This is a genomic window from Pantoea brenneri, assembly GCF_038594305.1.
Taxonomy (GTDB): domain Bacteria; phylum Pseudomonadota; class Gammaproteobacteria; order Enterobacterales; family Enterobacteriaceae; genus Pantoea; species Pantoea brenneri.
Map to the genome: position 1 here is coordinate 734395 of NZ_JBCGBG010000001.1, position 19088 is coordinate 753482.

A 19088-nucleotide genomic window follows, 5' to 3' on the forward strand; every position below is an offset into this window, starting at 1 on the left:
TAATCGCGTCGATTAGCCGAACAGCGCATGCAGATGCAGGCAGGCGTCGTCATAATCGCTGCGTTCGAAAATGCCCTGTTGCAAAAAGGCTTCCATCTGCGGATAGAGTTTGATCGCTTTATCCAGCATCGGGTCGCTGCCTGCGGCATAGGCGCCCACGCTGACCAGATCGCGGTTACGCTGGAAACTGGACAGCAACTGCTTGAACTGGCGTACGCGCGCATAGTGGTTTTCATCAATCAGCGAGGTCATCGCACGGCTGATTGAGGCTTCAATATCGATCGCCGGATAGTGACCGGCTTCTGCCAGCCGCCGCGACAGCACGATGTGACCGTCGAGGATGGCGCGCGCCGAGTCAGCAATCGGGTCCTGCTGATCGTCGCCTTCGGTCAGCACGGTATAGAAGGCGGTAATCGAGCCGCCGCCGTCGATGCCGTTACCGGCGCGTTCCACCAGCGCCGGCAGCTTGGCGAACACCGACGGTGGATAGCCTTTGGTGGCCGGAGGTTCACCGATCGCCAGCGCGATCTCACGCTGCGCCATGGCGTAGCGGGTCAGGGAATCCATGATCAGCAGCACATGTTTGCCGCGATCGCGAAAATCTTCGGCGATGCGGGTGGCGTAGGCGGCACCCTGCATACGCAGCAGCGGCGAAACGTCAGCCGGCGCGGCGATCACCACCGAACGCGCGCGGCCTTCGGCACCGAGAATATTCTCGATAAAATCTTTTACTTCGCGGCCACGTTCGCCGATTAGCCCGACCACAATCACGTCGGCTTCGGTGTAGCGCGCCATCATGCCGAGCAGTACGCTTTTACCGACGCCCGAACCGGCGAACAGGCCCATACGCTGGCCGCGTCCTACCGTCAGCAGGGCGTTAATGGCGCGAACGCCGGTGTCCAGCACATCGGTAATCGGGGTACGCTGCAGCGGGTTGAACGGCGGGGTGATCAGCGGCGCGCGGTAACCGGTATCCGGTGACGGCAGGCCATCCAGCGGGCGTCCGCTGCCGTCCAGTACCCGGCCCAGCAGCTGCGGACCCAGCAGCATTTGCTTACCGGCCTGCGGGTTTTCACCGTTCTGCAGTGCGTACACCCGCGCGCCCGGTAAAATGCCATCCACTTCTTCCAGCGGCATCATCAACAGTTTTTGTCCGTTGAATCCCACCACTTCGCTTTCGATCTCGCTGATGGTTTTGCCATCATTACGTTCAATGATGCAGGTCGCGCCGAGCGGTAACTGCAGGCCAGTCGCTTCCAGCACCAGGCCGGTGGCACGGGTCAGTCGCCCGTAACGGCGAACCGGCTGAACCTGAGCAATTCGCTTTTCGAACGCGTCGAGCGCGCCCAGCCAGCGATTGAGCCGAGTGGTCATTACACTTCTCCTGGCGCGGCAAGGCGGCACAGTTCCTGCCAGCGCGTCGCCACGCTGGCATCCAGATCGCCATCTTCGGCGCTGAGTTTACAGCCGCCTGGATGCAGGGTACTGTCCGCCAGTAAACGCCAGCCGTGCAGGTCGAGCGTCGGGCCGAGCGTCTGCTCGATACGTTGCAGATCGTCCGGGTGCACCCGCAACTGCGGCTTGCCGTTGAACATCGGTTCCTGCTGCAGTAATCCCTGAATCTGACGCAGCAGGGCGCTGCCATCGACCGCAGTCGCCTGGCCAATTACCGAGCGGGCGGCTTCAAGTGCCAGCTGCATCAGGCGCGAGGCGATAACGCTGTCCAGCGACTCCAGCGTGTTCTGGAACTCAGTGACCAGCTGCTGCATCCGCGCCTGTAACGGCGCGTGCTGCTGCTGAGCATCTGCCAGACCCTGCTGAAAACCGGCTTCATAACCGCTTTTCTGACCTTCGGCAAAACCCTGCTGCTGACCTTCGTTGTAGCCCTGAGCCTGCGCCTCTTTACGCATCTGCTGTTGCTGGCGTTCGAGCAGCTGCTGCTGCTCATCAACCCCGGAATCAAATTCGGTGATCTCGGGCAGCGGCTCCGGTTCAGGCTGGTCGAAGCGGCCTAGATCGGCCGGCTGCCACAGTTGCCATGGGCGGGCAGAAAATGCATCAGACATAGGTTTCCTCGCCACCACCAATCACCATCTCGCCCGATTCGGCTAAGCGGCGCACCACCAGCAGGATTGCTTTCTGCTCGTTTTCCACCGCCGACATCCGCACCGGACCGCGGTTGGCCAGATCGTCGCGCAGGATATCGGCCGCACGGGCTGACATGTTTTTGAGGAATTTTTCGCGCAGCGGCTGTTCGGCACCTTTCAGTGCAACCAGCAGCTGCTCGGACTCCACTTCCTGCAACAGGCGCTGGATACTGCGGTCGTCCACTTCCACCAGGTTTTCGAACAGGAACATCTCGTCGATAATTTTCTGAGCCAGTTCGCCGTCGAAGTCGCGTACTGCTTCGATAACCGCTTCTTCCTGCTGCGTCTTCATCAGGTTGATGATCTCGGCTGCGGTTCTCACGCCGCCCATCTTCGCGCGCTTGAGGTTGGTACCGTCCAGCAGACCGTTGAGCACTTCGGTCAGTTCGGCCAGCGCCGCTGGCTGGACACCGCCAAAGGTGGCGATACGCAGCATCACATCGTGACGCAGACGCTCGTCGAACAGCGCCAGAATATCCGCCGCCTGACCACGCTTGAGGTGGACCAGGATGGTGGCGATGATCTGTGGATGCTCGTCGCGGATCAGGTCGGCAGCCGCCTGCGGCTCCATAAAGTTGAGCGTCTCCATCCCGCTGGTGGTTTCGCGGGTTTCGAGAATATCTTCCAGCAGGCTGGAGGCGCGCTCTTCGCCCAGTGCTTTGATCAGCACCGAACGCAGGTAATCGTTGGAGTTAAGGCTCAGCGCCGCAAACTGCTCGGCATCGGCTTCAAACTCGCGTAACACTTCCGTCAGCTGCTTGTGCGAGACCTGACGCATGTTGGCCATCGCGGCGCTCAGGTGCTGCACTTCACGCTGGTTCAGGTGTTTGAAAACTTCCGCTGCGCGCTCTTCGCCGATAGTCATCATCAGGATGGCGCTTTTTTCGGTTCCGGTCAGACTCATAGCTCTTTACTCATCCATTCGCGAATCACCAGCGCAACAACGCGCGGATCGTTTTCAGACATGTCGCGGATGCGTTGACTCATCACCTCTGCGCTCATGCGGTTGTTAGACTTACGTTCCTGATCCAGCTCATCTTTGCTGAGCTGAACGCTATAGGCTTCTTCTTCTGCCGGTTCAGCGGCACGGGCAGCAGCAGCTTCTGCAGCGGCTTTCTCCGCAGCCTGCTTACGCACCAGATGCGGACGGACCAGCTTGCGATACAGAATGAAGGCAACCAGAGCAACCAACAGCCATTTACCGGCATTCATCAGCTGATCAAAGAACGCTTGCTGCTGCCAGAAGGGCAGATCACCGGTCGTCGGTTCGGTGGTATTGAACTGCGAGTTCACCACGTTCACGCTGTCGCCGCGGGTCTGGGAGTAGCCCATCGCTTCACGGGTCAGGTCTTCAATCTGCTTCAGTTGCTGTTCGTTCAGCGCAACCGCTTTCCCTTTATCGTCTTCGCGATAGTTGACCACCACCGCCACCGACAGACGCTGGACATCGCCGACGTTAAGCTTGGTATGACGAATAGTGCGGTCCAGCTCATAGTTAACCGTATCATCACGGCGTGAGTTGGTCGGCGTGCCGCTGGCCGCGGCGGTGCTGGTGGTCTGGCCGGCATTATTCTGTCCGTTAGCATTCTGACCATTGGCGTTCTGACCGTTGGCATTCTGGCCGTTAGCTGCGGGTGCATTGACCGGCGCGGTGTTGGCTGGCGCAGGCTGGTTGGACAATGCGCCCGGTACGCCGCCCGGATAAGGGCTGCCTGATTGATCGCTGGTGCTGGTCTGACGCGAGCGAATCGCGGTAGCAGATGGATTCGCATTAGGCTGATATTTCTCATCCGTCTGCTCGCTGGTGTCGAAGTTGATCTGCGCGGTAACCTGCGCATGCACGTTGCCCTGGCCCAGAATCGGATTCAGGATCGCTTCGATACGTTGCTGATAACGCGTTTCAACATCAGAGGCATACTTCAGCTGAGCATCATTCAGATCGCGGCCGACGCTATCGGAACGGGTCAGCAGGCGACCGGTCTGATCGACCACGGTAACGTTACCCGGCGGTAAACCCGCCACGCTGCTGGAAACCATGTGGGCGATGGCCTGAATCTGACCTTCATCCAGTGCACGGCCAGGCTGCAGGGTTAAGGTGACTGATGCCGACGGTGCTTTCTGCTCACGGACAAATAAGGTGGGTTTAGGCATCGCCAGATGGACGCGGGCGGTTTTTACCGGACCCAGCGATTCGATGGTGCGAGCCAGCTCGCCTTCCAGCGCGCGCTGATAGTTGACCTGCTCGCTGAACTGGCTGATACCGAACTTCTCTTTATCCAGCAGTTCGAAACCAACTGAGCCGCCTTTCGGCAGACCCTGCTGTGCCAGACGCAGACGCAGCTCATGCACCTTCTCATCCGGCACCATCAGCGCACCACCATTTTCGGCGAAGCGATAGGGGATATTCATCTGCGTCAGCTGCGTGACGATTTCACCGCCATCTTCATTCGACAGATTGTTATAGAGAACGCTGTAGCTGGGCGCTTTGGCCCACAGCACCATCGCAATCACGATAGCGATAACGGCGGCGGCGGCGACGACTAAAGGAATACGCGGATTTGCGCGCAGGCGAGCGAGAAGGTCACCGAAGCCTTTCTTTTCTTGATCTTGTGTGGCGGCTGCACTCGCATTCATGACCGATTCCTGCCTGACGTAATTGACCGGGTTAGTTGAGATGGCAAAACAGACTCCCTGACCTGCGTAGATAAAATTTCCACTTCAATGCCAGGCATTATTTGTTGAAACCAAAAATTCGATGGCTGGATAAGCCGGGTTTTTTGCTGTCATTTAGCGCCTTTGTCTCATTGACAACGTGTTAGATTTTTGAACACAGAAAAACCCCACTCTTTTATATGAGGTATCGTTAATGTCCATTCAGGCAATCGACGGCGTACTGCAACAGCTTCAGGTCACCTCGCTGCAGGCGAGCAACCGCAGCAACGAAGCCCCTAACCAGATCGATTTTGGCGCCACCATGAAAGCTGCGCTGGATAAGATCAGCGAGACGCAAACCACCGCCCGTAGCCAGGCGCAGGATTTTGAGATGGGGAAACCCGGTATCGCGCTGAACGATGTGATGGTCGATCTGCAGAAATCGTCTATTTCTATGCAGATGGGGATTCAGGTCAGGAACAAGCTGGTGTCGGCGTATAGCGATATTATGAATATGCAGGTTTAGGCGGTTAACTGTCTGAAACTATTAAGGTTTATCATACTACCACTTTAGTGGGGCACGTATGTAGCACAAGATCGCTCATTTTCGTGTTGATGAGTGATAGCTGGTCCGTATTGTTCTCTGACATCCAGGCGCCATAAACCCGGTACACCATCTGCGCATCGGAGTGACCCATTTGCGAAGCGACGTAGTTCGGGTTTGCGCCTGCTGAGAGTGCCCAGCATGCGAACGTATGACGGGACTGATAGGCTTTCCGGTAATGAAGTCCTGCCCGCCTCTGTGCGCCGGTCCATTTCTGTCCGAGTGACTCTGACCTGCACCCCGTTGATTAACACACCGCTATGTTAGTAATGTCTTCATCAGTCACGTGAGGACATCCCCATGAAAAAGCGATTTTCCGACGAACAGATCATCAGTATCCTCCGCGAGGCCGAAGCCGGGGTTTCGTCCCGGGAACTCTGCTGTAGGCATGCTATTTCAGCGTCACTTTTTAAGCCTGGCGACTGAGCGGCTTGCTCTTCTGCACACGGATGCACCGAACCTGACCTGGCCGATGGATTTGCCCTGGATGCACTGGGGAGCGGCCGTCGGATTAAGTGCCTGACCTGTGTGGATGACTTCACCAGGGAGTGCCTGACTATCATCACTGCATTCGGTATTACAGGCTCGGGTGACACGCATTCTGGATATATTTACATTGTTTCGCGGCTATCCTGCGATGATTAGAACCGATCAGGACCCGGAATTTACCTATCGCGCGCTCGATCGATAGGCCTTCGAGCATGGTGTTGAGTTGCGCTTAATCCAGTCGGGGAAGCCAAAGCAGAACGGATTGATTAAGAGCTTTAACGGCCGTTTTCGGGATGAATACATGAATGAACACTGGTTCAGCGATATTGTTCACGCCAGGGAAATCATTAATCACTGGCGGCAGGATTATAACGAGTGCCGTCCATATTCGTCGCTGAATTACCAGACACAATCTGAATTTGCAGCGGGCTGGAGAAAGAGAAAATTAGAAGGTAATCAAACCGACATTACTAACTGATCGTTGCATCTAAGGCTGGGGTCAGGTCACCACTTCAATTGCGGATAAAATCACTCGCATCTAGTGTTACAAAAACGATGCAGGGATGTTTTGGTATGATGATAATCATGGAATAAATCAGCAGCTGCTATTGAGGTTGGCTCATTACGAAAGTAAGCTAGCTGCAGTGGAGTACAGCGCCGTAGTTTAACCGAGTAAAATGACTTCTGCCGATCCGGCGATAGGTTGAAGTAGATGGTGAGTTCAATTCTCCCCGCGCTGTTACTCCACAACTAAAAACTGCCGATTTATTGAACTTTTATAAAACTTAGTTACCCCCGCCACCAGCTAATACAATTACCGTGAGAGACTTTTTAAACAGCCATAATCGGTGCAGAAAAACGTCCGTTCGCATTATCTTTAGCCATCGACTGAAGTGCAGCCAATTTTAGTCATATAATACATCTTAGGTGTCTTTTCACAAAGGCCTCCGACTAAGGAGGTTTTTACGATCTCCTACCATAATGATGATAAATTATGGGTGTTTTTAGGTGGTCTGACTCATAAAAGTAAGTTAATTCAATGGATAAGAAAGGTTGTGAGTTTTTCTCACAGCATTGTGAGTTTTTATACCTTCAATAAGAACTTTCTTAATTGTATAATTAAGGGGTTGACTATTATGATATGAGCTATGCAAATGGAAAATTCTATCGTTCACCTTAATACACTTAAAGCCGAGATTAACTCTAAACACGAAATCATAAAGTTGCTGATGGAAGCGGGTGAAAACCCTCTGTCAAATTTAACTCCGGACATGCATAAATTATTGATCAATTATGATTTAAATGGGAAAAGTTTTTCTTTGGTTTCATTTGTCTATAATGAACTTGGTGCGTTAAACTTAGCTTACATGGAAGCTTTGAAAAACGTAGGGAAATCAATATTTTTAAAAAAATAGATAAACTCTTGCTCAGAATTCTGGCCTGCAAAAATAAATTTAATTATTAATAAGCATCCACAGACATGGCATTGAGGAATAACAAGTGTTTTAACGCTCGGTAAATAGTACAGTTTAATAAAAGTTAGACTGCGTCATACTTCAGGTACTAACTTTATGATTTCCGCTTCAGATATCGCTGCACACCAGTCCATCAGTTAGTAGTATTACGTATGGCCGAAATATATGATGTGTATATCATAAGGAGGTAATGGACATCTCTAATTAACAGAAGTGGTTGCAGCTTATGAAGTAGTATTGCGAGGCAATCTAAATCCGGATGATATTCAAAGAGGTTATGTAAGTTTGTCACGAATGAGTATTCTTCATTTTTATAATAAACCATTAGGCGGTTCTGAATGAGGGTGTGTTTTTCTTTATAGTTACTGCCTCAATAAAAATATTGGTAAAACCAATTAACTTCTATTGGGTTAGTGTTTAAATCGCGTTTAACTTATTGATGCATATAGTATCAACACTTAAAATAATTGTAGATGCATACTAAAGTAGTAGTAGTAGTAGTAGTAGTAGTAGTAGTAGTAGTAGTAGTAGTAGTAGTAGTAGTAGTAGTAGTAGTAGTAGTAGTAGTAGTAGTAGTAGTAGTAGTAGTAGTAGTAGTAGTAGTAGTAGTACCTGTCTAATTCCAAGTCAGTGATGCAAGTCTGATCCAACTTAAAATTTAAGTTAGAAAAGTCGCTATACTTTTATCATTTTTATTTCACATGCTCAGCAATTAAGTGTTAAGCATTTAATGCGAATGACGACTTATGTTCAAACTCAGAATGTTATCAAAAGTACATGCCATTATTTATTACATAGTGCAGAGGAATATCGGGGTGCCATTCTTAACCCTACCTTCTGAATTATAAGTATGTATAGCATTATTTTTTATTATGTGAGTATTATATTAAGACTGGTAAGGAGTCATGTAATATTACAGGCTCTCTTATGATGAAGCGTAATGTTCTTTTTTAATATCTTTATAAGTAATATAACTTTTAAAAAGATAAGAATGGCTGAGGTTTTTAAGGCATATCGTTCAGCATCTAAATCTAAATCTAAATCTAAATAGCCCTCAATATCAATATTTATTTAAGGTTGACATGGGCTATGAGGAGGGCTATGTCGAGTAGAGAATTAAAATCGAGGCGGATTTTCCTCCGCCATGATTGGGTTCTTTCTAAACGTGCCAGATTAATTAAACTTATTCATCTTACTAATAAAATAAGTCTCTACGTATTTATATGAAAGATTAGAGCTTGCTGTTGTAATGGATATAAAAATCAGGAAATAAAATACCTCATTCTGATAAAAGGGAGTCTCTATTAGAAAACTGTTCAATGTCTCCCTTGTAAGATGCATTAATGGGATATGACAAAGATAGATGCTATAAGATCTATCTCCTATCCAATCTAGAGCGTTGTAAAGGTAACCATTCTTTAAAATAGTAATTCCGCCCATTAGAAATAATAATAATAATAATAATGCACCACTGATACCTATGATGGGTAGGGTCAAATGATAATTAAAATGGAGAGGAGCAATCAAAAAGAACAGTGAGAGCAATAATAGCTATTACTGTTCGGTAACGGGGTGAAACTGGTTTTATTTTATTTTGAGCCAAGAAAATAATGGCGCCTATAAAAAAGCCTGTGGCCGGATCCACCAGCCAATTGATAAAATATAAGTGGGGCTTACAGGCAAGAAGGTTGCAGCAATAATAATAAATACGAATTTTAAAATGAGATTAGATTTGCCTAAAAATATCATTATCACTGCAAGTAATATATACAATTGCCACTCTAAAGATAGGGACCATGTAACAGCATTCATCTGATCACAATCAACATTGGCAATAGCACATTGATAAAAATTTAAGTTCGAATATCCAAGAATTGAAGTGTAAAACTTTATAAACGATTTTTCTACTGAAAAACCCACACTGACTGAAAAAATAATTGATAGTACACCCCATAGCAGCAAGCAAGGGAAAAGTCTAAACAATCTCCTCTTGAAGAAACCTATAAAAGCATCTGTTGTTGAACCTCCTTTATTAATATCTCTGGATAAGGTTTTGCACATAAGATAACCTGAGATCGCCAAGAAAATGTCAACGCCAGTCCAATAGCTTACATAATTAAAACTTTGCGTGTACCACTCTGGAGAGGGTAACCGATTCCTGTAGTGTTGCAATATAACCATAATGATGGCTATTGCGCGCAAAGCCTGAATGTCCATATTCTTCTTAGTTACAAGTGTCATTTCTGGATTCCAAACATATTAAATAAAGATAAGTAACGTTTAAAACCATAATACCCTAAAGGGGCAGAATAATGAAAAAACATTATGAAAATTAGCATGCAGGTTAGTAAAAAACTTCTGTAGTTGAAGTATGTCATTATATGAATAGTCTGCGGCATGATTTATGGAGATTAGTCACTAACCCTCGAGATAGTTCATGTATAGCTTCTCTTACCTTCACACTTTTATCACCTTAAGAATTTCCCTATCTTTATTAAGATATCGTTCCATACTACTGGTTATCCATACAGAGCCTATTAAAGGCAGTTTCGGCGCATAAAGAGGCAATTATACCACGAGTGCTTTGGAGCAGATCATAACCTAAAATGGGTGAGCTCGATTGGTGGGCAGTAGTAGTGCCTATTTGCACCGATTCGAGGCTGACAACTACACTCAACGCTGCGGCAGTGTAACAGGTGGGTCCAGTTTGAAAAGAATATATACATTATGTTAAATGCTTAAGAAAACTGATAACTACATTTATTAACTTAGAAATATAGGCAGTATAATGCTCCTAAGATATTTATTATAGAGAGCAAGATAAGACACAGCCTAACTCCTTGAGGCGTATTGTGAATCTCAGGCGAGTAATCCACACGCAGGGCGCTAAGCGCGCTGACCTGCTCACAGCTATTGTTGCGAGCTGACGGCAGTCGGGCGAACCAGATGCTGTAGCGGATCGTGTGGCGAGTCGATGTGTAACCGCGTCAGCTGCAATGATATTCATCAGTTATACTGCTGGCAGACAAGGATCGCGTCGACAGTGTGCGCATACCCACTGCCCGCCGCGCCGTTCCGATTTCATCAGCCATCAGCAGGTCGCCGCGACAATGATAAAAACGTTCATCTGGTTACTTTCACTGACCTCTCTTTCTGCTTCTGCATTTACCGCGCTGCAATGTGGGCCTTTCGACCTGAAAGCCGACCAGAAGGGGACGGTTACGGTTAACGGCAACAGTGCGAAGATTAAGAGCACCACCTTTCTCAAGGCTAAAGACGATTACGATAACGTGAAGTTGCACTGGCGGGTCAAAAACGCCAAAGCGCCAGGCATGATCGATATGGATCTGGTGACCCGTGAGGGGAAATCGTTGTTGGATGCTGAGATCGTCCGCACCAGTCAGAGTCAGATAAAGATCCGCGGCAGCTACGATTGCGAAAAGAAATAATGGACGCGGCAGGGCGGCAAAGATTCTGTGCTGCCGCCTGCGAAAACGGCCTGTGTGCGTAAGGCGGTAGCGGTGACCCTGGCAATGCAGCCGGACCTGCGCAGTCACTGAAGCGAGTGCCGGCTGAATGCGGCGCGGCGTTACTTGATTAAATGACGTAAGCGGTGTTGATTATCAACCAGCCACTGTGGGAAATGCTCACTTGTCACCGGCAGAATCTGCATTTTGCGCGGGCGGTTCCAGATATCAATATTGTTCTCGACACAGCGTCGGATGTGGTCCGGATTGTTAAATTCCGGTCGGTCATGCTCCGTATGAGAAATACAGGACATTTTTTCACTGATTCGTTCATCACTCATCACCCAGGAAAAATGCCATCCGCCCTGTTTAATCACCCGGGTGCGTAAGTTGAGCCACTTCCAGCGAAGCCAGTTTTCACGGATCGACGTCCCACGGCGTTTTACGTTGCGCAGCAGTTCCGGTTGTCCTTCAAAGAACTGACACAGGGTTTTATAGGTCACCATTTTTGCCAGGGTGGCGCAGCGCGGTGTGCCGTCATCATTTAACACCCGCACGTTAAATTTAAAATTGAAATATTGCTGATGCAGCGTGGTGCATAAATGATGGTGGCTGAATTGCTCAATCGCCTCGGGTAACGGAATTTCATCGACGTCTGACACAATAATAATGTCGTCGTCTTTGGCGTCCTTCAGGCCGCGCATAATGGTATTACGTGCAATGGTTTCATTTTCCCACGGGTCAGTTTCGCCCGCGTTAACCATAGAGCTGTTTGATTTAAACGCCTGCTGATGAAAAGTCGGTACCGCATCATTCACCACATAAATAATCTTATCGCGGAAGCGGCTAAACTTTTCGATATCGAAATGGAGTTTCTCGCGTTTCTTGCCGGTGAAGGTATAAAGCGATTCAACAATGACAAAGCGGTCAACCACATGCTGAAGGGTGTTTAAACGCATCTCCAGCAGCAGGTCTTCGTCATAGTATAAAAAACAGTCATAAATCATCAGAGTAACAACACACCAAAGAATAAACCGGCCTAACCTATCAGAGCAATCTGACAAAATGAAGCACAAAAAGCTAAATTCTTGATCGTACCCTTACGATTTCTTAGCAGACAGCCGCTGATCCACCAGCAACAGGCCTGATAGCGTAGGGAACTCAGACAGCGCTCTTACACTCAGCAATCATCGTCGCTACCGCAGCGCGGATATCTGCCGCCTGGGCGTCATAAAAAAATTCACGCTGGTTTCGCTGTGATTGAATTTGTCTGTTTCGATCCAGGCGATAACGGTTCCATCACCTTGTTCAAGGTTATAGCGTTGCGCGCCGCCGGGCAGGGGATCATCCCGTTCAAGCGAAAGACGCTGATTAATCGCGGCTGAAAACAGGCAGGACTGCACCTGATAAGGATGCGCATTAAAATAGGCGGTTTGCAGATGCGGATGTAAGCCGACCCGGCCGGTATCGACGCAGCCAGCAGTAATGCTCAACATGAGCAGCAATATTATTTTCTTCATCGGTTCAAATCCCGTCACTTTTGCCTTCATCTCACTGCCCTTTACAGGACGATCCGCAAGCAGCGTGCGGCGTGAAAATTGTTTAGCCCGCCACTGCGCGAATCCCGCTCAGGGTGGTCTGAACTATACTTATCTTTTTTCTGACAGGAGGGCGAAATGATCAATCTTCGAGAGATGAATGAGAAAATTCATCAGGTGCTGCAGGCTGACGAACCGTCCGGATTCACTGAGCAAACCGCTGAACGGGTGTTAGCGGTAGTAAAGTCGTACTGGCAGGACGGCGATGAGACGATAAGAAACGACATCACGCAGAAGCTGTCGCGACTGGAACATTCTGGCGTGCCATTCCCGGAAAATTATCTCGATAAGCTCTAACGTGGTCACGATAGCGGTGCGCCCCTGAACGGGGCGCGTTGCGGCGTATCAACTTGCTTTATACGGATCTTTTTTATCATCCTGACTGTCGTCATTCTTGCGTGGCACTTCGCCGTGATCTTTCGGCGCGTCAGTAGCAGGATGATCGTCTTCTTCATACGCATTGCCTACGTGCGGTGCCGCTTCCGGCAGGCTCTTGCTCACTTCACCTTCGTGTTTACGTTCTTCATTGGTTTTATGTTTAAACATGGCTAACTCCTTTTGTTCAGTGTCTTAAGTCTAGACCAGCCGTCGTCAACCTGACGGGACGGAGCGGTCTGAAATAAAAAAAGCCCGCGCGAGGCGGGCTGAATCGGAGTTTTCTCTCGTGTGGTGCACGGCATTATTCGTTGCGTGTCTGTGTGCAGCGGGACCATGCTAACCGTGCCAGGCAGACGCGTGAATGGACAAATCTGTTATCTCACGTGCGGCAGGTCACAAATTAATCGATTAATAAATTCGATTGAACGGATTAGTAAAAAGCATATAGTGACCAGCGTTACCAGGAGATTGAAATTATGTTACGAGACTATTTAAAGATTGAAGCTGATGATCAGCTGATTAAAAACGGCACCGTGAGCCTGAAAAATCGCGGACAGGAAGACGTGACCGAATGGACCATCGTTAACCCGCACGGTGTCAAAAAAGGCGGCGTGACCCTGTTCGACAAACTGAGCACCCGCCGCTCATGGTGTGTCGGCTATCGCATCACGCAGACCGATCTGCACGGTAATGTGGTGGTGGATAAGCTGACTGACGCATTGTAAGTTGCCTGACCTTTGTCGTCATTTGCCGTAGTAAAGTGTGTAATTTGAAGTAATTAACCCGCATCGCAGCGGGTTTTTTTATTCAGTGCTGACGGTAACGACGCAGTTCGACCAGCGTGCCGGCCAGCCTGAGGCCATCGCGACCAGAGTGCATCAAAGGAAAATCGACGTTAACCGGTGCCAGTTCAAACTGTGTAATGCCGTTTTCCGGCTCGCGCAGCCGGTAAGTGCGCAGCAGCGCAACGTTCTGCTGCAGCGCCAGTACGCTGTCACCCGGCATCGGTGATACCGCCGGATCAATGATCACCACATCATCACGCAAAATGGCAGGCGCCATCGCCAGCTCCCCAACCCGCACGGCAAAACTGCGCTGAGAAAGTGCCATATCGTTATGCATCAGAAAATCGCATTTCACCGTACCGGCATCCTTCAGCCACGGCACCACGTCGCGCTGATTCAGTAAGGGAATCTGATGCAGCCCGGCAAATCCACTTTCGCTGAAAACAGGACCATCGCCATCTATCAGATAGGCCGGTGCGCAGCCCAGCGATTCCGCCAGCCGCAACAGATTCTCACCGCGCGGTAACGTCTCTTCTTTTTCCCACTGTGAGATCGCCACATGGGACACTTTTACCTGCTCCGCCAACTGCTTCTGCGTTAACCCCAGGTTTTTTCTTCGGTGGCGAATACGGTCGCCCAGCGTTTCGTTTTTCATCTGCTTGACATTCAGGTTAAGAATGACTTAAGTATACTTAACCCTGGTATTTAAGCAATCTTAAATTTCAGGCAGGGGACGTGCCTGTTGTAGCACGCCGTGGTGTTCCAGTGACCTTACCGGGTAGAGGGGTGCGGCATGGAAAGTAGTTTAATTACCAGTATGGGTGCGTTGGTTTTGGGTGGGGGCGCGGCGGCACTGTTCTGGAAACCGTTATTGGCGGGCATTGCGTCAATCGTAACCAGCAATCGGGCCGGCGGCGAAATTATAACCAGTTACAAAGAGCAGGTGGTGTTGCTGAAGGAGAGCAACGTACTGATACGTGAAGAGAACGATGAACTACGCGAACGACACGACAAAAATTTGCGGCGTATCTCCATGCTCGAGACCGATCTTCGGCTGATCAAAAATGCATTAGGTATTTTGCTGGCCATGACCGAGACCGATCATAGCGATAAGTTCCGCAACGAAGTCGATCGCCTTATCTCAACTCTGGAGGATCGCAGCGATGGTTACGATAAATAGTCCGGTTACACCCATGCTCCTCAAACGCAAGATTATTCTCGGCGGCGTGATGCTCGGCTGTTCGATGATCTGCGTGCTGATGACTATTCTGTTTCTTTACGTCAATAATGCCGCCAACAAGCGGGTGGAGGAGATTCGCAAGGATTACCGCAATGTCGCCGCAAAACGAGATGCGCGGGTGGATTTGCTAACCAATCAGGTGAGTGCGCTACAGCATAAGCTCGATGCGATACCGGACCGCACCGCGATCAAAACGGTCGATAAGGTGAAGGAAGTGGTGATTGAAAGTGAGGGGCCTGCGACGCATTCCGGCCGTAAACCGTAACTTCCGATTATTCTTAGTGCGGCTTCGCTATTATCGACTAGATTTAAATCTCCGGGCGACATTTTCTTTCGAGATTTTCGCAGGAAAGGCGCCCGCAGGTTGGCCGGTTGATGAACCGCTACGCCAAATCACTTTGGATAACTGACCAGAAGGACATTTAGCATGAGCGATTCAACAGAAACCAAGACCAAAAACGATTATCTACGTGACGTGACCTCTCAGCTAAAAGAGATGCGACACTACGCGCAAACCAACACCGAGACCCTTTCAACTCATTGGTTAGCCTTCGATGCGGGTGAATACAAAGATAAGGTGAACGCCGATCGTATCGATGCACTACTCAACAAGCAGGGTAAGATGCTGGAAGATCTGGATGCCGCCATTCAGGACATCGAAATCGAAATTAATCACAGTGAGCAGGAGAGTTAATTGACCTCCCGCTAACTGATGCGGTGGCCGTTAAAGGATTAATCGGCCACCAGCCACATTTCCGCTTCGTCGAACATCTCTTCAACTATCCGCGCAATCGTCGCTTTATCGTTCTTACTCAAATCAGTATCAATCGCGTTACGTTCCATCGGCTTGACCTTAACTTCAATGTCAGGAAACACCCGATGCACCCGTTTTTCCAGCTCTTCGAGAATCATCTCGCGAGCACCCGGCAAACCGGCTACGTTTCGCTTGTCATAAATCAACTCAACAAACATGATGGCAATCCATTCAGGGCAAAATCGCAGAGATATAATACTGTAAATAAAAACAGTGGCAAGGCGATGCGCCCGATTACGGCTAATTTTTTTTATGTTATGCCGGACTGCATCCTGGTCTGGCTTATTGCGGCATCATCGCGACATAATGGCACTCCATACATCAGGAGAAGTGCGATGCGACAACTGGTCATTGATATTCTGCTAAAACTGGCAAAAATGGACGTCGACGCGAAAGAGCTGACCGCTCAGCTCGAAGCGCAATCGCTGCTGGTCGCTGCGTTGCTGGTGCAGGCCAAACAGGACAATACGCTGACCATCACCGAGACGGTACAGGATGCGATTGTCACGGCTTCACGTTCATCGACCGAGTTTTTGCAGTCCGACGTTGACCTGCTGCTGACGCACATTAATCGTCTGCTGGCGGTGGCACAGTATGTGGAAGTTAAAGGAAAGATGGCAGAAGAAGAGTAGCGACGGGAAAAAAATTCGCCTCTGGAGGTGGAAATCCAGCAACACCTCCAGAGGCAGTGCAAAAGCACTATTCGTTCAAGGACAATCACGACCGAAGTCGTACGATGAAGTTATACACTTTCCTCGTACTTGTACAACTTTATCGGTGGTTAAACCACTGGTTGGAGGTGTATAAAAAATACACCTTCCAGTCCCGCCCGATCAGAGTTCGTTTTTGATGCAAAACTCTTCCCAGCTCATCCCCAGTGATTCAGCATGTGATTTGAGATAGGTCTCGATTGCCTCAGCCGCCACGGCTTTGTCTGGTTCAGCCAGTTGAATCGAAAAAATCATTCCATCCAGATTCTTCTGACGTAAAAAGGCCGCATAGATGCGTTCAGCGTGCCATTCACGCAGCTGGCGCAGGGAAAGATTGGCAGCGCGGGCATCGCTTTCGGTCAGCTCATCAAGCGCCGCCTGGAAATCGGGATGGGCGGTAAAGAACATTTCGCGCGCCTGCGCGTAATACGCTTCTGGAGTTTTCATAGCCAGGTTCCTGAAAGTCAGTTGCAGCGCGTCAGTGTAGCGGGTTGTGCCTGACTTGTCAGGACGCGCGCAAGCAGACTGGCGCGTTAGCGGATAAATGTCGCTTAGCATCGGCTGAGTTTGCCTGAGTTGCGCGGCAGCGCTAAAAAAACCGCGCCGGGCGCGGTTGGATCAGCCAGATACCTTGCGCACCTCAGGGGAAAAATTATAACGTAGCCGCCATTGATGCGATCTTAGGGATTAAACATGAAAAAGTGGATGCTGATTGCCGCGCTGGCGCTGAGCGGATGTGCACAAATCAACGACTATGACAGTGCGGTACAAACGCCGGCACCGGCTAATCTGCAGGGTAACTGGCAAACGGTCGGTCCGCAGCGTGGCCTGATTAGCGGTCAGGCGATAGGCAGCCTGATTATCAATGCGGATGGCAGCACACTGGATTGCCGTCAATGGCAGCGGGTTATCGCCAAACCGGGCAAACTGACCTTGCTGAGCGGCGATTATGTCAACGTCACGCGTCAGGTTCGGGTGATGCCGCTGGTGGTTGATAACGGTGAACTGAATTATGACGGGCTGACGCTGCGTAAAGTGGCACGTCCAACCGTGGAGTGCCAGCAGGCGCTGGACGAAGTGGCGAAGCAACCCAAGGCCAGTGTGATTCAGAATATTGAGCCTCAGCTGTTGCATACCCGCATCACTGAAAACAATGCGGCGGCATTAGCGCAATAAGTGACGCTGGCAGGGCGTCAGCCCTGCCAGATCCTCTGTTTTAAGTCTTAGTCTGCGACCACCCAGACGCTGACGCTGCCGGCGTTGCAGACAAACACCGCATTACCCTGTTCATCTGCGGTAATGGTCTCTTCGCGGTTCGCCAGATAATCACGCCACACCTTACCGGCATAGCCTTCGCCCATCGCCACGCTTTTCTCGCCTGCATCGCCATTCGACATGATAACCACACAGCCCGGCTGGGTTTCGGTGCCGCTGCGGCTAAAGGCGACACAGTTGGGATGGTCGAAATAGTCGGTCTGTGCGCCCCAGCCATACTGCTGGCGCGCGCGGATCAACCCTTCCAGCTCCGGGATCACCGGCATCTCAATCTTATGTTTCTCGCCGTCGCCGCCGGTATCTTCATAACTGGCACCGAACAGATCGGGATAGAAAATGGTTGGCACGCCTTGTTCACGCAGCAGAATCAGCGCGTAGGCCAGCGGTTTAAACCAGGCTTCTACCGGCGCTTCCAGCGACTGCAGCGGTTGCGTGTCGTGGTTGGCGACGATCGTTACCGCATGCCACGGATCGGCGACCACCAGCGAATTAGCAAAGATCTGGCTCAGATCGTAAGCGCTGCCGGCGGTGGAGGCCTGATGGAAGTTCATGTGCAGTGGGGCATCAAACAGCATGGTTTTGCCTTCCACCTGATGCACATACTCCTGCAGCTTATCGGTTTCGAACGACCAGTATTCAGCGACGATAAACATCGGCTCTTCAGCCACTTCCTGAATGTGATCGATCCAGTCTTTATAGAACCAGGCCGGAATGTGTTTCACCGCATCAAGCCGGAAGCCGGTGCATGGCACCTGTTCCATCACCCAACGCGCCCAGTACTTCAGCTCTTCGCTCACCGCCTTGTTGCGGAAATCGATGTTCGCGCCCATCAGATAGTCGAAGTTGCCCAGCTCATTATCGACCTGATCGTTCCAGCCTTCGGCGGTGTAATCGTTAATGATTTTGAAGACGCCGTTTTCATCCGGGTTTTCAATATGGTCTACGCCGCTAAAGCATTTGTGGTCCCAGACGAATTTTGAATATTTTCCGTTGCGCACCGGAAAGGTGAATTTAGTCCAGGCTTCGCATTCGACCACGTCGTCATAAATTTCGTCGCGATTGTCCGGATTGACGCGGTTGATGCTGATCTGTTCTTTTTCATCGGCACCCATTTTATGGTTAAGCACCACGTCCAGCACTACCCCGACGTTGTGGCTGCGCAGCGCCTCGACGGCTGCCAGTAACTGCTGCTTGTCGCCATATTTGGTGGCAACGCTGCCTTTCTGATCGAATTCACCGAGGTCAAACAGGTCATAGCTGTCGTAACCAACAGAATAGCCACCTGATTCCCCTTTATAGCTGGGCGGCAGCCAGGCCATGGTGATGCCAATTTCACTGAGCCAGGCGGCACGCTCGGCGATTTCCGGCCACAGTTTGCCGCCATCCGGGTAATACCAATGGAAAAACTGTAATAACGTCGGGTTTTGCATCTACTGCACTCCAGGGGGATGATG

The 19088-nt window shown here is 50.1% G+C and carries 24 protein-coding genes and 2 pseudogenes; 12 read left to right on the forward strand and 14 right to left on the reverse strand.

Annotation, left to right across the window (positions count from 1 at the left end):
• Positions 1-12: 12 nt before the first annotated feature.
• The 4 genes from fliI to fliF are packed head-to-tail and all read right to left on the reverse strand — an operon-like array spanning position 13 to position 4781.
• Positions 13-1374 (reverse strand): flagellar protein export ATPase FliI, encoded by a 1362-nt coding sequence (fliI, locus tag AABB92_RS03285; protein ID WP_046288251.1) that lies wholly within the window; start codon positions 1372-1374, stop codon positions 13-15.
• Complete coding sequence (gene fliH / locus AABB92_RS03290) at positions 1374-2066, reverse strand: flagellar assembly protein FliH (RefSeq protein WP_031377088.1); 693 nt, start codon at positions 2064-2066, stop codon at positions 1374-1376. Before fliH ends, fliI begins: the two co-directional genes overlap by 1 nt.
• On the reverse strand, positions 2059-3051 hold the full coding sequence (gene fliG, locus AABB92_RS03295; RefSeq protein WP_031377087.1) for a flagellar motor switch protein FliG: 993 nt from the start codon (positions 3049-3051) through the stop codon (positions 2059-2061). The genes fliH and fliG overlap by 8 nt, the downstream gene beginning before the upstream one ends.
• Positions 3048-4781 (reverse strand): flagellar basal-body MS-ring/collar protein FliF, encoded by a 1734-nt coding sequence (gene fliF / locus AABB92_RS03300; protein WP_046288252.1) that lies wholly within the window; start codon positions 4779-4781, stop codon positions 3048-3050. Before fliF ends, fliG begins: the two co-directional genes overlap by 4 nt.
• 232 nt (positions 4782-5013) lie before the next feature.
• On the opposite strand from fliF, the gene fliE reads away from it, so the two are divergent.
• Positions 5014-5325 carry a flagellar hook-basal body complex protein FliE gene (gene fliE, locus AABB92_RS03305; protein WP_031377086.1) on the forward strand — a complete coding sequence of 104 codons (312 nt, stop codon included), beginning with the start codon at positions 5014-5016 and terminating at the stop codon, positions 5323-5325.
• A gap of 31 nt (positions 5326-5356) precedes the next feature.
• On the opposite strand, the pseudogene AABB92_RS03310 reads toward fliE, so the two are convergent.
• Positions 5357-5629, reverse strand: a pseudogene (locus tag AABB92_RS03310) (site-specific integrase); the annotation flags it as partial.
• 74 nt (positions 5630-5703) lie between these two features.
• Here AABB92_RS03310 and AABB92_RS03315 point away from each other — a divergent pair.
• From AABB92_RS03315 to AABB92_RS03325, 3 genes and pseudogenes are all read left to right on the forward strand, one after another.
• Positions 5704-5829, forward strand: coding sequence for a transposase (locus AABB92_RS03315; RefSeq protein WP_238585826.1), 126 nt, complete (start codon positions 5704-5706; stop codon positions 5827-5829).
• Positions 5813-6370: pseudogene (locus AABB92_RS03320) on the forward strand (integrase core domain-containing protein); the annotation flags it as partial. The gene AABB92_RS03315 and the pseudogene AABB92_RS03320, both read left to right, overlap by 17 nt.
• 676 nt (positions 6371-7046) lie before the next feature.
• Complete coding sequence (locus AABB92_RS03325) at positions 7047-7307, forward strand: hypothetical protein (RefSeq protein WP_152659082.1); 261 nt, start codon at positions 7047-7049, stop codon at positions 7305-7307.
• Between the two features lie 518 nt (positions 7308-7825).
• On the opposite strand, the gene AABB92_RS03330 is transcribed toward AABB92_RS03325, so the two are convergent.
• Positions 7826-7993, reverse strand: coding sequence for a hypothetical protein (locus AABB92_RS03330; protein WP_342560936.1), 168 nt, complete (start codon positions 7991-7993; stop codon positions 7826-7828).
• A 991-nt stretch (positions 7994-8984) separates the two neighbouring features.
• Positions 8985-9608: an acyltransferase family protein gene (locus tag AABB92_RS03335; protein ID WP_046288254.1), complete on the reverse strand. Its 624-nt coding sequence runs from the start codon at positions 9606-9608 to the stop codon at positions 8985-8987.
• A gap of 869 nt (positions 9609-10477) precedes the next feature.
• On the opposite strand from AABB92_RS03335, the gene AABB92_RS03340 reads away from it, so the two are divergent.
• A complete protein-coding gene (locus AABB92_RS03340) occupies positions 10478-10816 on the forward strand; it encodes a hypothetical protein (RefSeq protein ID WP_031375077.1) in 339 nt (112 codons plus the stop codon).
• Positions 10817-10956: 140 nt separating this feature from the next.
• On the opposite strand, the gene AABB92_RS03345 is transcribed toward AABB92_RS03340, so the two are convergent.
• Together AABB92_RS03345 and AABB92_RS03350 are read right to left on the reverse strand one after the other, a co-directional pair.
• Positions 10957-11841, reverse strand: a complete 885-nt coding sequence (locus AABB92_RS03345) for a glycosyltransferase family 17 protein (protein WP_031375078.1) — start codon at positions 11839-11841, stop codon at positions 10957-10959.
• Between the two features lie 189 nt (positions 11842-12030).
• Positions 12031-12354 (reverse strand): hypothetical protein, encoded by a 324-nt coding sequence (locus AABB92_RS03350; RefSeq protein WP_238585827.1) that lies wholly within the window; start codon positions 12352-12354, stop codon positions 12031-12033.
• A gap of 156 nt (positions 12355-12510) precedes the next feature.
• Between AABB92_RS03350 and AABB92_RS03355 the strand changes: the two genes are divergently transcribed.
• A complete protein-coding gene (locus AABB92_RS03355) occupies positions 12511-12729 on the forward strand; it encodes a hypothetical protein (protein ID WP_031375079.1) in 219 nt (72 codons plus the stop codon).
• A gap of 48 nt (positions 12730-12777) precedes the next feature.
• On the opposite strand, the gene AABB92_RS03360 is transcribed toward AABB92_RS03355, so the two are convergent.
• A complete protein-coding gene (locus AABB92_RS03360) occupies positions 12778-12978 on the reverse strand; it encodes a hypothetical protein (RefSeq protein WP_031375080.1) in 201 nt (66 codons plus the stop codon).
• A 308-nt stretch (positions 12979-13286) separates the two neighbouring features.
• Here AABB92_RS03360 and AABB92_RS03365 point away from each other — a divergent pair, with 308 nt between their 5' ends.
• A complete protein-coding gene (locus tag AABB92_RS03365; protein WP_031375081.1) occupies positions 13287-13535 on the forward strand; it encodes a hypothetical protein in 249 nt (82 codons plus the stop codon).
• 82 nt (positions 13536-13617) lie between these two features.
• Here the strand turns inward: AABB92_RS03365 and AABB92_RS03370 are convergent, their stop codons facing one another.
• Positions 13618-14250: a helix-turn-helix domain-containing protein gene (locus AABB92_RS03370; protein WP_031375082.1), complete on the reverse strand. Its 633-nt coding sequence runs from the start codon at positions 14248-14250 to the stop codon at positions 13618-13620.
• Between the two features lie 138 nt (positions 14251-14388).
• On the opposite strand from AABB92_RS03370, the gene AABB92_RS03375 reads away from it, so the two are divergent.
• The 3 genes from AABB92_RS03375 to AABB92_RS03385 all read left to right on the forward strand — a co-directional run bounded on the left by AABB92_RS03375 (position 14389) and on the right by AABB92_RS03385 (position 15529).
• Positions 14389-14775: a hypothetical protein gene (locus tag AABB92_RS03375; protein WP_031375083.1), complete on the forward strand. Its 387-nt coding sequence runs from the start codon at positions 14389-14391 to the stop codon at positions 14773-14775.
• A 13-nt stretch (positions 14776-14788) separates the two neighbouring features.
• The gene (locus AABB92_RS03380; RefSeq protein ID WP_342550261.1) at positions 14789-15100 is read left to right on the forward strand and encodes a hypothetical protein; all 312 of its coding nucleotides are present in this window, start codon (positions 14789-14791) and stop codon (positions 15098-15100) included.
• Between the two features lie 162 nt (positions 15101-15262).
• Positions 15263-15529 carry a hypothetical protein gene (locus tag AABB92_RS03385; RefSeq protein ID WP_031375085.1) on the forward strand — a complete coding sequence of 89 codons (267 nt, stop codon included), beginning with the start codon at positions 15263-15265 and terminating at the stop codon, positions 15527-15529.
• A 38-nt stretch (positions 15530-15567) separates the two neighbouring features.
• On the opposite strand, the gene AABB92_RS03390 is transcribed toward AABB92_RS03385, so the two are convergent.
• Entirely contained in the window at positions 15568-15807 is a 240-nt protein-coding gene (locus tag AABB92_RS03390) for a DinI-like family protein (protein ID WP_031375086.1), read from the reverse strand.
• A 177-nt stretch (positions 15808-15984) separates the two neighbouring features.
• On the opposite strand from AABB92_RS03390, the gene iraP reads away from it, so the two are divergent.
• Positions 15985-16281 (forward strand): anti-adapter protein IraP, encoded by a 297-nt coding sequence (gene iraP / locus AABB92_RS03395; protein ID WP_031375087.1) that lies wholly within the window; start codon positions 15985-15987, stop codon positions 16279-16281.
• A gap of 201 nt (positions 16282-16482) precedes the next feature.
• On the opposite strand, the gene AABB92_RS03400 is transcribed toward iraP, so the two are convergent.
• Positions 16483-16806, reverse strand: a complete 324-nt coding sequence (locus AABB92_RS03400; protein ID WP_031375088.1) for a DUF6388 family protein — start codon at positions 16804-16806, stop codon at positions 16483-16485.
• Positions 16807-17052: 246 nt separating this feature from the next.
• Here AABB92_RS03400 and yedD point away from each other — a divergent pair, with 246 nt between their 5' ends.
• Positions 17053-17535, forward strand: coding sequence for a lipoprotein YedD (gene yedD, locus AABB92_RS03405; RefSeq protein ID WP_031375089.1), 483 nt, complete (start codon positions 17053-17055; stop codon positions 17533-17535).
• A gap of 47 nt (positions 17536-17582) precedes the next feature.
• Here yedD and amyA read toward each other — a convergent pair whose 3' ends face one another.
• Positions 17583-19064: an alpha-amylase gene (gene amyA / locus AABB92_RS03410; protein ID WP_031375090.1), complete on the reverse strand. Its 1482-nt coding sequence runs from the start codon at positions 19062-19064 to the stop codon at positions 17583-17585.
• Positions 19065-19088: the final 24 nt, after the last annotated feature.

Bases quoted from the DNA above. Each gene is read 5' to 3' on its own strand.
- fliI (WP_046288251.1), bottom strand. From the start codon at position 1,374: ATGACCACTCGGCTCAATCGCTGGCTGGGCGCGCTCGACGCGTTCGAA.
- fliH (WP_031377088.1), bottom strand. From the start codon at position 2,066: ATGTCTGATGCATTTTCTGCCCGCCCATGGCAACTGTGGCAGCCGGCC.
- fliG (WP_031377087.1), bottom strand. From the start codon at position 3,051: ATGAGTCTGACCGGAACCGAAAAAAGCGCCATCCTGATGATGACTATC.
- fliF (WP_046288252.1), bottom strand. From the start codon at position 4,781: ATGAATGCGAGTGCAGCCGCCACACAAGATCAAGAAAAGAAAGGCTTC.
- fliE (WP_031377086.1), top strand. From the start codon at position 5,014: ATGTCCATTCAGGCAATCGACGGCGTACTGCAACAGCTTCAGGTCACC.
- AABB92_RS03315 (WP_238585826.1), top strand. From the start codon at position 5,704: ATGAAAAAGCGATTTTCCGACGAACAGATCATCAGTATCCTCCGCGAG.
- AABB92_RS03325 (WP_152659082.1), top strand. From the start codon at position 7,047: ATGGAAAATTCTATCGTTCACCTTAATACACTTAAAGCCGAGATTAAC.
- AABB92_RS03335 (WP_046288254.1), bottom strand. From the start codon at position 9,608: ATGACACTTGTAACTAAGAAGAATATGGACATTCAGGCTTTGCGCGCA.
- AABB92_RS03340 (WP_031375077.1), top strand. From the start codon at position 10,478: ATGATAAAAACGTTCATCTGGTTACTTTCACTGACCTCTCTTTCTGCT.
- AABB92_RS03345 (WP_031375078.1), bottom strand. From the start codon at position 11,841: ATGATTTATGACTGTTTTTTATACTATGACGAAGACCTGCTGCTGGAG.
- AABB92_RS03350 (WP_238585827.1), bottom strand. From the start codon at position 12,354: ATGAAGAAAATAATATTGCTGCTCATGTTGAGCATTACTGCTGGCTGC.
- AABB92_RS03355 (WP_031375079.1), top strand. From the start codon at position 12,511: ATGATCAATCTTCGAGAGATGAATGAGAAAATTCATCAGGTGCTGCAG.
- AABB92_RS03360 (WP_031375080.1), bottom strand. From the start codon at position 12,978: ATGTTTAAACATAAAACCAATGAAGAACGTAAACACGAAGGTGAAGTG.
- AABB92_RS03365 (WP_031375081.1), top strand. From the start codon at position 13,287: ATGTTACGAGACTATTTAAAGATTGAAGCTGATGATCAGCTGATTAAA.
- AABB92_RS03370 (WP_031375082.1), bottom strand. From the start codon at position 14,250: ATGAAAAACGAAACGCTGGGCGACCGTATTCGCCACCGAAGAAAAAAC.
- AABB92_RS03375 (WP_031375083.1), top strand. From the start codon at position 14,389: ATGGAAAGTAGTTTAATTACCAGTATGGGTGCGTTGGTTTTGGGTGGG.
- AABB92_RS03380 (WP_342550261.1), top strand. From the start codon at position 14,789: ATGCTCCTCAAACGCAAGATTATTCTCGGCGGCGTGATGCTCGGCTGT.
- AABB92_RS03385 (WP_031375085.1), top strand. From the start codon at position 15,263: ATGAGCGATTCAACAGAAACCAAGACCAAAAACGATTATCTACGTGAC.
- AABB92_RS03390 (WP_031375086.1), bottom strand. From the start codon at position 15,807: ATGTTTGTTGAGTTGATTTATGACAAGCGAAACGTAGCCGGTTTGCCG.
- iraP (WP_031375087.1), top strand. From the start codon at position 15,985: ATGCGACAACTGGTCATTGATATTCTGCTAAAACTGGCAAAAATGGAC.
- AABB92_RS03400 (WP_031375088.1), bottom strand. From the start codon at position 16,806: ATGAAAACTCCAGAAGCGTATTACGCGCAGGCGCGCGAAATGTTCTTT.
- yedD (WP_031375089.1), top strand. From the start codon at position 17,053: ATGAAAAAGTGGATGCTGATTGCCGCGCTGGCGCTGAGCGGATGTGCA.
- amyA (WP_031375090.1), bottom strand. From the start codon at position 19,064: ATGCAAAACCCGACGTTATTACAGTTTTTCCATTGGTATTACCCGGAT.